Here is a 13,223-nt window from a genome sequence, read left to right as displayed (position 1 = left end):
AAGGGAAGCGGGGGCTCTTGATGCACAACGTGCTCCCTGGAGTCGAGTGCCCAAGGCTTAGCAACGGCCCACTGTGTGATCAAGACAACTCGCCGCGACGAGACCGGTGGCACGCGCACGGCGTGGATCTTCGACTGGAGGACCCACGCCTTCTCTGCTCGGCGGGACCTCCCCGCTCACGCGGCACGCACGTGAGCGGGGAGTTCGTACGACCCGTCGTCGTGCGGGTCAGCAGGTCACCGGACGGCCGATCCGAAGGCCTTGCCGCCGGACGGGATGCCGCCCGTGCCCGGCCGGAGCACCGTGACGTCCCCGTCCGTGTCGGCGTTCGTGGTGTACGAGGCGAGGTTGTTCCACGGCACCTCGTAGACCGCGCCGCCGGCCTGCGGCCCGTTCGGCATGCCGATGTAGACGTGCGTCGGCGACAGGGCGATCACCTGGCCCATGTGCTGGTTCGCGCCCGGTGTGCCCGGCACCTTGTTGTAGCCGGCGCGCAGGACGTTGCTGTGGTCGCCGGGGGCGGTCAGCAGGGAGAAGGTCTGCACGGCGCCCGCGCCGGCCGCGGTGCCCTGGGACTCGCCCGGAACGCCGACCGCGAGCTGCATGTCGGCCCAGGACGGCGAGGCCTTTTCGGGGGCGAGGTTGATGGCGGCGACCGTCTCGCCGAAGCGGTCCCCGGTCTCGATGGAGCCGTCCACGTTCGGCTGGTCCTGGTGGATGACCTTCAGCTGCGACCAGTCGCTCCTGGCCGGGAAGTCGAAGGTGTAGACGGCGCCCGCGTTGGCCACGTTCGTCGTGCCGTTGGCCGCGACGATCGACTCACCCGGCACGCCCACGGCGATGACCGAGTCGTTGTTCGTGCCCTTCGGGATGATCGCGACGGACTGGCCGAATGCGTCTCCCTTCTCCGCGCCGCCGGTGATCTTGTCGCTGTCCTGGTCCAGGTGCGCGCGCACGACCGGCTTGAAGTTCGGGCCCAGGTTGTGGGTCAGGACGGCGACGGAGCCCGCGCCGGGCTTGCCGCCGATGTTCGCGCCCGGCATGCCGACGACGATGTTGGTCTTGTCCGCCGCCACCGCGGTGCCCACCTTGTCCCCGGCCTCGGGGGAGCCGGGCAGGCCTGCGCCCTGGGAGAGGAAGAGGTTGGTGTTGCCGTGCACGTACACCACCGAGCCCGCGTCGGTGACGGAGCCGACGTCCTCGCCCGGGTCGCCGATCACGAGGTACGGCTCGTTGTCGCGGGTGATCCCGGCGGCGAGGGCATAGCCGAGCAGGTCGCCCTTCTCCTTCCCGGCGTCCTTCAGGGCGCCGGTGCCCTCGCCCTGCGCGTAGTTGTCGGGTGCGCGCCCCTTGCCCAGGCCGGCCGGGGAGCCGTAGATGACGGAGACCATGCCGACGTCCGCGATGGAGCCGGCGTCGTCGTACGGGCTGGAGACGGCGAGGTCGGTGTAGCCGTCCTTGTTGTAGTCGACGGTGGCCAGGGCGTAGCCGAAGCGGTCGCCCGTCTCCGCGTCGCCGGGCACGGAGTCCAGGCTCTGGTCGAGCTGGGCGGTGCCCTTGCCGCCGCCGTAGACGACGTGGACGGCACCGGCCTCGGTGTACTGGCCGACGGTGGCCTTGGGGTCGCCCACGGCGATGTCCTCGACGCCGTCGCCGTTGAAGTCAGCGAACGGGGCCGACTCGACGGTGGACTTGACCCAGGCGGCGATGTCGTCGGTACGGGTGACGACACCGTTGGTGGAGGTCTGCGCCGGGTCGGTGCCGAGGCAGCCGCCCTGGTCGGAGCGGGAGGCGATGCCGAGCAGGCCGGCGGAGGTGAACACGGGCGCGCCCGAGTCGCCGGCGCAGATGGCCGCGCCGGAGGTGCCGTGGACGGCGAAGTCGGTGCTGTTGACCTGGTCGACCTGGAACGTCTCGCCGTGGAGCTTCAGCGGCGCCCACTCGTCCTTGGTGCGGCCGTAGCCGGTGACCGACACGGCCGCGTCCTTGGCGGGCGCCGCGGTGGCGATGCCGGGCAGGCCGATGTCGGCGACGGGCGCGGAGAGCCGGGCCAGGACCAGGTCGCGGTCGTCCCGGGGGACGAGCTGCACCACGTCGCGGACGACGCCGGCGGTGGTGGTCAGGTCGGTGCGGCCGATGGTGGCCGTCGTCTTCAGCTTCGGTGCCCCGGCCGGGATCTTGACCGAGGCGGCGGGGTTGTCCGCGAAGCAGGAGGCGGCGGTGGCCAGCCACTGGGGGGCGATCAGGGTCGCGGAACACGCCTTGGTGCCGGCGCCGATGTCGAGGCGGGCGGTGAAGGCGTGGGCGGTGTCGGTCTCGGGCTTGCCGGTCACGGCATGCGCGCCGAGGGCGGGAGCGCCGATGACGGCGGCGGTCACGAGGGCTGCGAGCGCGGTGCCGCGCCTGCGGGTTGTGGTCATGGTGGTGTGGTCGTCTTCCCCGTGTGTCGGCTACTTGCTGGTGCGGATCTCGACCAGGACGAAGGCACGTCCGTCCGGGTCGGCGGCCTCACCGGCCGCCTTCCATTCGCCCTTGCCGACGTCGATGCTCTGGGTCGCGCCGTCGGTGGTGAGCTTCACGTCCGCCTCGTGGTCCGCCTCGCCCTTGACGCCGTAGACGGAGGGGATTTCGAGGCTGAGGTAGCCGGAGGGGCCCGTGGCGCGGAAGCAGCTCTTCTCGCTCTTGCGGGAGTACACCTCCATCAGGCCGGTGCCGGAGGCGCAGTCGACGAGCGTGATGTGGCCGTCGCCGCGCTTGAGCACGATGCCCTTCTGCGCCTTGATGGCGTCCGCGCCGGGGTAGTTGTAGTCCTCGACCGCGTAACCGGGTGCGCCGTCGACGACCGTGGTCGCGCGGTCGGCGGAGGCGTGGCGGGCCGCGGCCTGGTGGTGGCCGGTGCCGGAGGAGGCCGAGGAGACGGACGCGAGGGCGAACGCGCCCGCGCAGGCCGCGGCGACCGCACCTGTGGCGATGATTCTCCGTGCGAGATTCATGGATGTTCCCCCTGAGAGAGTTCCCTGAATTCCCTGAATTCCCTTGAGAAACAGGGCGGGTTGAGTCCGTGAGACGCCTGAGGGATGCCGGGAGGGCATCCGGCGTGTGACCGTGGGTCAGACGGCCACTGAGGACGGTGCATTCAAACAGGCGCGCTTGTCGCGCGCCACTGATATGTCCACCCCTGCCCGGGTGAATCCGGGCAAAAGGGTCATGTGTCGTTTCTCACGGGCATCACCAGCAACTGATGGCTGGTCAATTTTCACGTGAGTAACTTAAGTTCGACACCGCGTCATCACCTGCCGCCGATCCGTGCGGCAGCGTCCGCCGTGTGCTTCAGGGCCTGACCAGCCCGCTTCGCACCGGCCTCGATCCGCGCATGTTCAGCTGACGCACCCGATGACACGTCCCTGACCAGGGCGTGCCGCCGTCGGGTGCAGATCCATGGGGGATTCTTGAACACCACGTACTGGAGCCGGCGCCGAGTTCTCACCGTCGCCGGCGCCGCCACCGCGGCGACCGCGGTCTCGCTCGCAGCTCCCTCCCGTGCCCTGGCCGCCGTCGGCTCCGCCTCCGCCTCCGCCGGGTCCTCGGACCTGCCGCGGCTTCCTCAACTCCCGGACACCGCCCGCGCGAAGGTCGTCACCGCGTGGAAGATCGGCGGACGGTCCGTCAAGAGCGCGGCGACCCAGGCACTGACCGGCTCCGCCGCCGACATCGACCGCTTCCTGGCCGAGGGTCTGGCGAGCGCCACCGCCGAGGACAACCGCTTCGCCCTCCTCAAGGCGCTGCCCGCCACCGGCAAGGGCACGGCCCGGGACGCCGCCGCGGCGCTCGACGCCGGTGACGACGCCGTCCAGGCCTTCCTGGACGGCGGCTACAAGAGCGCCCAGCTGGAGGACCTCCGCGTCACCACCCTGACCATCATGAACAGCGGCGGGACCGGGGTGAAGCGCGAGGCGCAGAAGGCCCTCGACTCCGGCACCGACGACGCCCTGACCGACTTCCTGCTGAACAGCCAGATCACCGCCCGGCGCGAGGACGAGCGGGCCGAGGTCTTCACCATCCTCGCCACCGCCTCCCCGGAGGTGAAGAAGTACGCCCAGCGCGCCCTGGACGACGGCAGCCCCTCCGCGATCCACTGGTTCCTGAACACCGGTCAGTACATCGCGCGCGCCCGGGACCGGGAGACCGCCACCATCGAGCAGCTGGTGGCGATCGTGGAACGCGAGGGCAAGCGGGCCCAGCTCACCTCCGACCGGGCCGTCGCCGCCTCCGGCAAGGCGAAGGAGGCCGCCGCCAAGGCGAAGGAAGCGGCCCTGAAGGCCGCCGCGGAGGCCGACGCGGCCCGCGACGACGTCGCCAAGTCCGGCAAGGCGGCCCGCAAGGCCGCGGCCGCCGCGCAGGGCGCCGCCGCCGCGTCCCGCACCGCCATCCAGGCGTCCGCGGCCGCGCACTCCGCCGCCCGCCGCGCTTCGTACGCCGCCAGCGCGGCGGCCCAGGCCGCGGCGACCGCCGGACGGGCCGCGTCCGCCGCCTACTCCGCCGCCCTCGACGCGGCGAAGGACGCCTCCAAGGCCAAGACTGCCCGCCTGGCCGCCGAAGGGGCGAACAAGGCGGCGGCCCAGGCCCGTACGGCCGCCAAGGCCGCCGACGCGGCGGCGACCGCCTCCAACCAGGCGGCCGCGGCCGGTTCGGCCGCCGCCGGCGCCGCCCGCGACTCCGCCGCCGCGGCCCAGGCCGCCGCCACCGCCGCCGCGGCCTCGGGTGCCGCCCAGTCCGAGGCGGCCGCGGCCAAGGCCGCCGCCGCCGAGGCCGACGCGCAGGCGGCCCGCGCCACCAGCGCCGCGAACACCGCCCAGTCACTGGCCAACACCGCCGCGACGGCGGCCCGTGCCGCCCGCGACGCGGCCAACTCCGCCGCCACCCACGCCGAGAACGCGGCGAAGGCGGCCAAGGCCGCGGCGGACGGCGCCGTCAAGGCGGCCGAGTTCGCCGCCACGGCCACCAAGTGGGCGAGCGAGTCGGTCACGGCCGCCGAGGCCGCGGTGAAGGCCGTCCAGGACGCCGAGGCCGTCGAGAAGGCCGCCCGCGACTCCGAGGCGCAGAAGCTGGCCGAGGACACCGAGCAGTCCCTCGTCGAGGCGCGTGAGATGGCCCGCGCGGAGGCGGAGGACCGGGAGAAGGCCCGCCGGGCCACCACCCAGTCCGACGCCCTGGACACCGCGACCAAGGACCTCATCGCCAAGGCCGAGAAGGCTTACGCCGCCGGGGACCTCGCGCAGGCCGTCTCGGTCGGCCGCCAGGCCGCGATGAACCTGATCTCCACCACGATCGGCACCTGGAGCCGGGACGCCGCCGACCACGCCCTGGCCGGAGCCGACGAGGACGTCCTGGCCTGGGTCGCCGCCGACCGGCAGATCGCACAGAACCAGGACGACCGGGAAACGGTCCTGGCCGTGGCGAAGGTGTCCACGGAGCTCGTCGCGAACGCCGCCCAGGAGGCACTGGCCGCCACCGACGCGGGCGCCGTGGGCACCTTCCTGACCACCGGGATCAAGGCGGCCGCCGCGGAGGACAACCGCGTCGCCCTCCTGAAGATCCTCAACGGCAACCCCGGCAAGGCGGTCTCGGCGTCGGCGCAGGCCGCGCTGAACGACGGCTCGCCCCAGGCCCTGCACGGCTTCTTCACCACGTACGCCGACAACATCAAGCAGGACGACGAAGTCGCCGTCTTCACCATCCTCAACACGGCCGGCCCCTACACCAAGGCCGCCGCCCAGGTGGCCCTGGAGGGCCCGACGTGGATGCGCCGCGACTTCGTCACCACCGTGTGCCACCGCACGGCGCAGCTCGACTACGACGCCGCCACGCACGTCGCGGCCATCCGGGCGTCCATCGCACGCGCCGCGAAGATCGCCCAGGACGCGCAGAAGGACGCCTACGAGGCGTCGAAGGCCGCGGCCGACGCGCGCAAGGCCTCGACGGAGGCGGCGAAGTGGGCCGACAAGGCGAAGGCGTCCTCCAAGCAGGCCGACGTCTACGCCAAGCAGGCCGACGCCAACGCGGCCGACGCCGAGCAGTCCGCGAAGGACGCGCAGGCGTCCGCGGACAAGGCGAAGACCGCCGCCGCGTCCGCGCGCACCGCGGCACGGCAGGCGAACTACTCGGCGAACCAGGCCGTGGCCTCCGCCGCTGCCGCCGTCGCGTCCGCCGGCCAGGCGCAGGCGTCGGCGAACGCGGCGCGCGCCTCCGCCGACGCGGCCGGCAAGGACGCCGCGGCCGCCGCCAAGGCCGCCACCGAGGCCCGCGCGACGGCGGTGGCGAAGCGTCAGCAGGAGCTCGCCGAGGCCGCGCGCAAGGCGGCGGAGGCAGCGAAGCAGAACAAGCAGAACGGCGTCGACCCCGCCGACAGCAGCGACAACGACAAGGTCGACAGCCCGGAGGGCTGGGGCAGCAAGAAGGACTGGCACAACGTCGCGCAGGCACTGAACGCCATCAGTGCCGTCTCCGGCACCGTCGCCGCGTTCAGCCTGCTCATCCCGCCGCCCGCCGGTGAGGCGATCGCCGGTGTCGCGGGCACCATCTCCTGGGTCACCGGCATCGGCGCGACCGTCATCACCGGTTTCACCGACGGGGCCGACGCCTTCTACAGCTCCGTCGCGGGTCTCGCGGTCGGCGCCCTCACCGGCGGCTTCGCCCTCGGCAAGATCAAGGTCCCGGGCATGTCCCACGCCATCGAGTGGGGTGCGCAGGGCCTGAAGAGCGGTGTGGTGACCGCCAGCCGGATCGGCCATGAGATGGTGGGCCCGGCCGTCACCTACGCAACCACGGCGTGGGGCGCGGCCGGTGACGCCGCGTCGGACCTCGGAGACGCCATCTCCGACGGCTGGGACTCACTCTTCTAGGACCGCTCATGTTCTTGTCGCTGTCCACCAGCGCCTGGATCCTCATCGCGGTGGGGGCGACGATCGTCAACCTCGCCGCGATGCAGTGGATCATCCAGATTCCGAAATACCGGAAGAAGCAGTTCTGGATGCCGGTCATCGGCATCGTCGGTCTGGGCGTGCGGGGCCTGGCCGAGCACAACACGCTGCCCGAGACCTTGTATCTCTACGCGGCGGTCTTGGTCATGTTCCCGCTGATGCTGGCTCCCGTGCGCGGCACGATCACCCGGGACTACTACCGGTGGGTCGAGGACCCGACGACGAAGGCCAGCAAGGGGGCGATGGCCTGGATCACCACGTCGATGACGATCATGCTGATCGTGATAGGCGCCGTCTACGCGGCCGGCGCGTAGACGGCGTCCGACCTGTCAGGACGCGCCGGGCGTCCGTTCGACCGCCCGGAAAAGGGCCCCTCGGAGATCAACTCCGAGGGGCCCCTTCTGATGCTCCGTGCCTGGTCAGGCGTGGTGCTGAGCAGGTGAGTACACCTGGTCGCCGCCCCTAGTCGATGTCCACCGGACCGTCGTTCGACTTCCGGCCCTTGCTGGTGGGCAGCTGGAGCAGGCCGTTGCCCTCGCTCTCCTCGGGGCGGTGGCCGTCGGTGTCCTGGCCGCCGTTCAGGTTCTGCCGGACCGAGTCGAGGATCGTCAGGCCCTGGGACACCAGACCGGCGGCGATCTCGCCGAGGCCGTCCGCACCGTTGAGGACGTTGACGTTGGCGCCCGCGAGGCCGCCCGCGGCCTCCTTGACGATCTGCGGGAGCTGGTCGATCAGCATCCGGTCGAGCGCGACCCGGTCGTACGAGGCGGCCGCCTCCGCCTGGATCTTCATCCGCTGCGCCTCGGCGGCCGCGAGGATCCTGACCCGCTCGGCCTCGGCCTCGGCGGGCTTCACGACCTCGGCCACCAGCTGCTGCTGGCGCAGCTTGGCCTGGCGCTGGGCCAGCTCCGTCTGGGCGGCGAGCACCTCCTGCTGGGCGTGCGCCAGCGCCAGCGGTCCGGCCTGCGCGGCCTGCGCCTGGGCGCGGTCCACCTCGGCCGAGTACTCGGCCTTGACGATGGCGGTCTGCCGGGCGTACTCGGCCTGGTTGCGGGCCGCCACCTGCTCCGCCTCGACCGAGGCCTGGGTGGCCTGCGCCTGGGCGATCTGCGCCTGCCGCTGGATGGCCGCCTTGTGCGGCGCGGACATCGCGTCGATGTAACCGGTGTCGCCGTCGTCGATCGACTGGATCTGCAGCGAGTCGACGATCAGACCGATCTTCGCCATCTCGGTCTTGGAGGTGTCCAGGACCTCCGCGGCGAGCTTCTGCCGCTCGGTGACGATCTCCTCGACCGTCATCGAGCCGATGATGGCCCGCAGGTGACCGGCGAAGATCCGGCCGGTGAGCACCGACATCTGCTCCTGGTCGGAGAGGAACCGCTGGCCCGCGTTGATGATGCTCTCGTGGTCGTTGCCGACCTTGAAGGCGATGACCGCACGGACATGCAACGCGATGCCCTGCCTGGTCACACAGGTCTCGGTGACCTCGGACTCACACATGGAGAGGGTGAGGAACCGGACCTTGCGGAACACCGGCAGCACGAACTTCCCGTGCCCCGTGACCACTCGGAATGGCGCGCCCCCCAGTCCCCGCCTGCCCCCCGAGATCAACATCGCCTCGTCGGGAGCGGGGACGCGGTATCCGAACATGCCTGTACTCCTCAGTCGGCGCCGGCGGGGTCTCCGCCCAGCGCGTCCAATGGATCCACCCACTCGATGACGCCGACCTCGCGGCATCCACGTGATTCGATCACGAGCACCGTCGTGCCGACGGGCAGGGGGGCGTCCGACCAGGCGAGGAAGGTCTCGGAACCGCCTCTGACGCGCACCAGGACTTCACCGGGGCCCGTGGAACCGCGCGTTCCGATGAGTACCTTCCCCGTGCAGCCGATCACGGCCTCGTCCTGCGGCATCACCGGCCGTCCTCCTCTTCCTGGCCCCATGATTCCGACGATAGACCCAGTCCGGCCGGGACCCAACGGGCGGGAGGGCGCTGCCCGCGCCACCGGGACGCACGGGGCCGGCGGCGCCCCCGGACCCTCCCTAGCCGGCCCTTCTCTAGGGGATGTCGGACACCTGTTGCGGGGCGGCGGACAGTGCGGAGCGGGCGGCGGAGAGGACCTGCTCGGACAGGGGGGAGTCCTTGGTGGCGCGGGCCAGGAGGAGGGCGCCGAGCATGGTGCACAGCCGGGCGATGCCGTCCTCGTCGTCGGTGGCGAGCCACCGGGTGAAGTCCCGTACCCCTTCGGCGTAGGTGCGGTGCGCCCCGTGGTCGCCACTGTCCCGGGCCATGTCGGTGGCGAGCGCGGCGACGGGGCAGCCCGAGGCGGGGTCGTCCCGGTGCCGGACGGACAAGTACCCGTCGATCAGGGACTGCTGGGCCTCGGCACTGTGCCCCTGGTGTTCTTCGAGTGTGGTGGCGTGGAACTCGGCCAGTTCGCCGAACGCGTGGGTGACCGCCTCGTCGATCAGCGCCTCCTTGGAGGCGAACTGCTTGTAGAAGCCGCCGTGCGTCAGGCCGGCCGCCTTCATCAGATCCGCGACGCTCACGCCCGTGCCCTGCTCGCGGAACAGCTGCGAGGCCCGCTCCACGACCCGCCGGCGGTTCGCCTGTGCCTGCGTCTGTGAGACGCGACCCATTGGGCACCTCCCTTTTGGATGTCGGACGACATCTATCGTACGGTGCTATTTAGATTACCTACATCATCTATTTAGGGCGCCCTTCTCCCCTTCTCCAAGGGCGCGCCCCCACGGGAGACACTTCATGGCCACTCGCCTCGGCCCGGCCGCCGAAGCCGACCTGACCACCGCTGCCACCACCGCTGCCATCCCCGCAAGCGCAGGTACAACCGCCACCTCCGCCGCCACCGCGCCACCGGTCCGGCTCTGGCTCCAGCCGGCCGTGATCGCCCTGGTCGTCGTGGCGGCCTTCGTCGGCTGCTACGTCGGTCTGCAGCGCAACCCCCAGCCGCACCGGGTGCCGGTGGCTGTCGCCGGGCAAAAGCTTTCGGGCGAGATACGCCAGGTCCTCGGCGACACCGTCGATGTCCACCGTGTCGCCGACGCCGCCACCGGGCGCGCCGAGGTGGAGCGCCGCGACGTCGTGGCTGCACTCAGCCGCGGGGCGGGCTCCGACCGGTTGCGCCTGCAGGTCGGCGGGGCCAACGGGCAGTCGACGACGACGGCCGTGAAGAGCCTGATCGGTGCCTATGCCCACGGGTCGGACCAGCGCCTGACCACGGTGGACGTCGTCCCGCTCGCGCGTTTCGACGCCCGTGGACTGGCCGGGTTCTACGTGGCGTTCGGCGTCACACTGGCCGGCTTCGTCCTCGCCCAGAACGCCCTGGGCCTCGCGAACCATCTGCACCTGCGCCACCGGTTCTGGCTGCTGTCCGGCGTCTCCGTGGCCATCGGCATCATCGCCACCGTCATCGCCGGACCCGTCCTCGGGGCGGTGCCCGCGCCGGTGATGCCGCTGGCCTTCGCCCTGTCCCTGCTCGCCGCGGCGGCCGCGTTCACGACCAAGCTGCTGGGCACCTACCTCGGCCCGGTCGGCGTACCCGTCGCCACCCTCTTGCTGCTCACGGTCGGCAACTCCACCAGCGGAGCAGCCATCGGCCCGGACCTCCTGCCCTCCGCCGCCCGCGCCGTCTCCGCCCTGCTGCCTCCGGGCGCGGCCGTCCGCGCCGTGACCGACCTGAGCTACTTCCACGGCGCGCAGGCGGTACAGCCATTGGCCACCCTCGCACTGTGGGCGGCGATCGCCGCCGTCCTGGTGAGCCTGCGGCCCCGCTTGGGGCGACGGCGCAGGCGGGCGGAGGCCTAGGGGAGCCTAGGGGGTGTCGGTGTTGTACTGGTCGTGCCTGACCCGGAAGGCTTTCAACTCCTCGCGGCTGCGCTGTGAGTACTCCGCCAGCTTCTCGAAGTACTCCTCCCTGGGAGCTCCCGGTGTGAAGAGCAGCAGCAGGGACACCGGGTCGTCACTGTCGTTCTGGAAGGCGTGGAGTCCGCCGGCCGGTACGTAGAGGAAGTCTCCCGCGCCGCCTGTGACCCAGCGTTCGCCGTTGTAGAGCCGTACCTCGCCGAACAGGACGTAGAAGGACTCGGAGATCGTACGGTGAAAGTGTTCCGTGGCGCCCATGGCCTTCGGCCCCATGTCGATCTTGTACAGGCCGAACTCGCCGTTGGTGTTGTCCTGCTTGGCCACGTAGCTGATCCCGAAGCTGCTGGAACCGGTGTCGGGCTGCGGGGATGCAGGTAGGAACAGTGCGCTGACCTGGCCCCTGTCGCCGAAATAGCGGGGTTCTGGGTAGGACATGGGGACCTCCTCTCGGGTCGGCGGCGCAGCACCGCACCGGACGCCTCACCCGGCGGGGCAAGGATCTGGCCGACGAAACGGTGGCGGCCCACCCGCGGGACTACGAGGACGTAGGGAATCGACCACGCACCGGACCGCGTAACGCGCCACGCACCGGACCACGCACCGGACCGCGGAGCGGGTCCGCCGGAGGCTGCGCGCCCTCCCTTCAGCTAACCCTCGTTTTCTGAAGATCGCTCTGTGGCCCAGCAAGATCAATCTCACGGGGATCTCCTGTCCCCCAACCACTCGCACCCGATCTTCACGCCCGACGAGGCCGAGACGCCTGCCAGAAGCCCACGGAGTTCCGGTTCCGCGACGTTCATGCCCTGGACATCGGCGACGACCTGCGCGGATGCCGCCCAGTGCGATCGTGAGCCCCGGACCGCCGAACGCGCCCGAAAGCGCACGGGCGCGTGATCCAGGTCGGTCCGGCACCGGCTCCGAAAAGGCTGAGCGATGGTGAGGAACCGATGAACCCGAGTGACGTCGACCGTACCGAACACACCACCGCCGAACATCAAGCCGATGCCGGGGCCAAGCCGCTGCTCGACGCCCCCCAGACGGCCGCGGCGGGAGTGGCGATGTGGATCTTCGTCGTCGCCCCGCCGATCTCCCTGATCGCCGTGGTGCCGTTCGCGTGGGGATGGGGCCTGTCCGCGCTGGACCTCGGCATGGCAGTGGTTTCCTACCTCGTTTCCCTGGCCGGCCTCACGGTCGGCTATCACCGTCTCTTCACGCACCGCTCGTTCAAGGCACGGCGGGGCCTGCGGATCGCCCTGGCCGTCGCGGGTTCGCTGGGGGTCGAGGGCTCGCCGGTGCAGTGGGTGGCGAACCACCGGCGCCACCACGCCTTCGCCGACCGCGAGGGCGACCCGCACTCGCCCTGGCGCTACGGCACCGACACGCGCGCGCTGCTCAAGGGACTTCTCCACGCGCACATCGGGTGGATGCTGAAGCGTGAACTGAGCAACCGGGCCAGGTTCGCTCCCGACATCGCCGCCGATCCCGATCTACGGCTCATCGGCCAACTCTTCGGACCGCTGACCGCCGTCTCGCTCCTGGCCCCGGCGCTGGTCGGCGGGTTCGTCACCGGCACCTGGACGGGTGCGCTGACCGGGTTCTTCTGGGCCGGCGTGATCCGGATGGCGCTGCTGCACCATGTCACCTGGTCGGTGAACTCGATCTGCCACGTCGCAGGCAGACGCCCCTTCGCCAGCCGGGACAAGGCCACCAACTTCTGGCCACTCGCCCTGCTGTCCTTTGGCGAGAGCTGGCACAACTCACATCACGCCGACCCCACGGCCGCGCGCCACGGCGTGCTGCCGGGCCAACTCGACCCGGCGGCCCGCCTCATCTGGGTGTTCGAGAAGCTCCGCTGGGCCCACGACGTGCGCTGGCCGAACTCGGACCGTCTCAGCGCTCGACTCCTGCCCAACCCGGGCGCCCCGCAGGGGTCTTCGGGCTGACGACACTCGGACAACGCGTCGCCATGGGGACGGCCGGAGCCGCCATAGCGCCCCGGACGGTCCCGGCCCGAGGCGTTTCCCCTGGTCACGCTTTCTTGTGGTGCGGCGTCCTGGGTGCCGCTGCCATAGGGGTGCGATCGTCAGAGAAGGCGCCACTCCCAGCACCACGGCTCCCAGCGGCCGGCCGGCACCTCCACGTTCCCGGCCGCGCGCTTGACGATCACTTGTTGACCTCGGCGGTGCACTTGATCCCCGGGCATGAGCAGCAGAGGGCGGTCCAGCTCGTAAATGGCGTCTGGATCGAAACGCAGCTCGTTCAACAGCAACGCCCGGTGCACCAGGCCCGGTTCCCCTCGCAGCCACATGCATCCATGATGCGATGGCTTCGGGGAGCGCCGCTTCAGGAGAGACCCTATT

11 protein-coding genes are annotated in these 13,223 nt (G+C 71.2%); 4 read left to right on the top strand and 7 right to left on the bottom strand.

All coding sequences use genetic code 11. The features are described from left to right. Window positions 1–236: 236 nt before the first annotated feature. Window positions 237–2,420, bottom strand: coding sequence for a trypsin-like serine protease (locus IPZ69_RS11690; RefSeq protein ID WP_235453996.1), 2,184 nt, complete (start codon window positions 2,418–2,420; stop codon window positions 237–239). Between the two features lie 30 nt (window positions 2,421–2,450). Further along, on the bottom strand, window positions 2,451–2,993 hold the full coding sequence (locus IPZ69_RS11685) for a hypothetical protein (protein WP_235453995.1): 543 nt from the start codon (window positions 2,991–2,993) through the stop codon (window positions 2,451–2,453). Between the two features lie 456 nt (window positions 2,994–3,449). Between IPZ69_RS11685 and IPZ69_RS11680 the strand changes: the two genes are divergently transcribed. Then, window positions 3,450–6,902 carry an ALF repeat-containing protein gene (locus tag IPZ69_RS11680; protein ID WP_235453994.1) on the top strand — a complete coding sequence of 1,151 codons (3,453 nt, stop codon included), beginning with the start codon at window positions 3,450–3,452 and terminating at the stop codon, window positions 6,900–6,902. 8 nt (window positions 6,903–6,910) lie between these two features. After that, complete coding sequence (locus IPZ69_RS11675) at window positions 6,911–7,294, top strand: hypothetical protein (RefSeq protein WP_235453993.1); 384 nt, start codon at window positions 6,911–6,913, stop codon at window positions 7,292–7,294. Window positions 7,295–7,442: 148 nt separating this feature from the next. Here the strand turns inward: IPZ69_RS11675 and IPZ69_RS11670 are convergent, their stop codons facing one another. From IPZ69_RS11670 to IPZ69_RS11660, 3 genes are all read right to left on the bottom strand, one after another. Next, a complete protein-coding gene (locus IPZ69_RS11670; RefSeq protein ID WP_235453992.1) occupies window positions 7,443–8,630 on the bottom strand; it encodes an SPFH domain-containing protein in 1,188 nt (395 codons plus the stop codon). 11 nt (window positions 8,631–8,641) lie between these two features. Next, the gene (locus IPZ69_RS11665; RefSeq protein ID WP_235453991.1) at window positions 8,642–8,893 is read right to left on the bottom strand and encodes a hypothetical protein; all 252 of its coding nucleotides are present in this window, start codon (window positions 8,891–8,893) and stop codon (window positions 8,642–8,644) included. 145 nt (window positions 8,894–9,038) lie between these two features. After that, window positions 9,039–9,620, bottom strand: a complete 582-nt coding sequence (locus tag IPZ69_RS11660; protein ID WP_235453990.1) for a TetR/AcrR family transcriptional regulator — start codon at window positions 9,618–9,620, stop codon at window positions 9,039–9,041. Window positions 9,621–9,744: 124 nt separating this feature from the next. Here IPZ69_RS11660 and IPZ69_RS11655 point away from each other — a divergent pair, with 124 nt between their 5' ends. After that, window positions 9,745–10,806, top strand: coding sequence for a hypothetical protein (locus tag IPZ69_RS11655; protein ID WP_235453989.1), 1,062 nt, complete (start codon window positions 9,745–9,747; stop codon window positions 10,804–10,806). A gap of 6 nt (window positions 10,807–10,812) precedes the next feature. Here IPZ69_RS11655 and IPZ69_RS11650 read toward each other — a convergent pair whose 3' ends face one another. Continuing rightward, entirely contained in the window at window positions 10,813–11,298 is a 486-nt protein-coding gene (locus IPZ69_RS11650; RefSeq protein ID WP_235453988.1) for a cupin domain-containing protein, read from the bottom strand. A gap of 512 nt (window positions 11,299–11,810) precedes the next feature. On the opposite strand from IPZ69_RS11650, the gene IPZ69_RS11645 reads away from it, so the two are divergent. Next, a complete protein-coding gene (locus IPZ69_RS11645) occupies window positions 11,811–12,806 on the top strand; it encodes an acyl-CoA desaturase (protein WP_235453987.1) in 996 nt (331 codons plus the stop codon). A gap of 140 nt (window positions 12,807–12,946) precedes the next feature. On the opposite strand, the gene IPZ69_RS11640 is transcribed toward IPZ69_RS11645, so the two are convergent. Then, window positions 12,947–13,171, bottom strand: a complete 225-nt coding sequence (locus IPZ69_RS11640) for a hypothetical protein (RefSeq protein ID WP_235453986.1) — start codon at window positions 13,169–13,171, stop codon at window positions 12,947–12,949. Window positions 13,172–13,223: the final 52 nt, after the last annotated feature.

This window comes from Streptomyces olivochromogenes (assembly GCF_021538895.1).
Classification (GTDB): domain Bacteria; phylum Actinomycetota; class Actinomycetes; order Streptomycetales; family Streptomycetaceae; genus Streptomyces; species Streptomyces olivochromogenes_A.
Note: the sequence above shows the minus strand (reverse complement) of the source record. Positions and strands in the feature narration are given on the sequence as shown.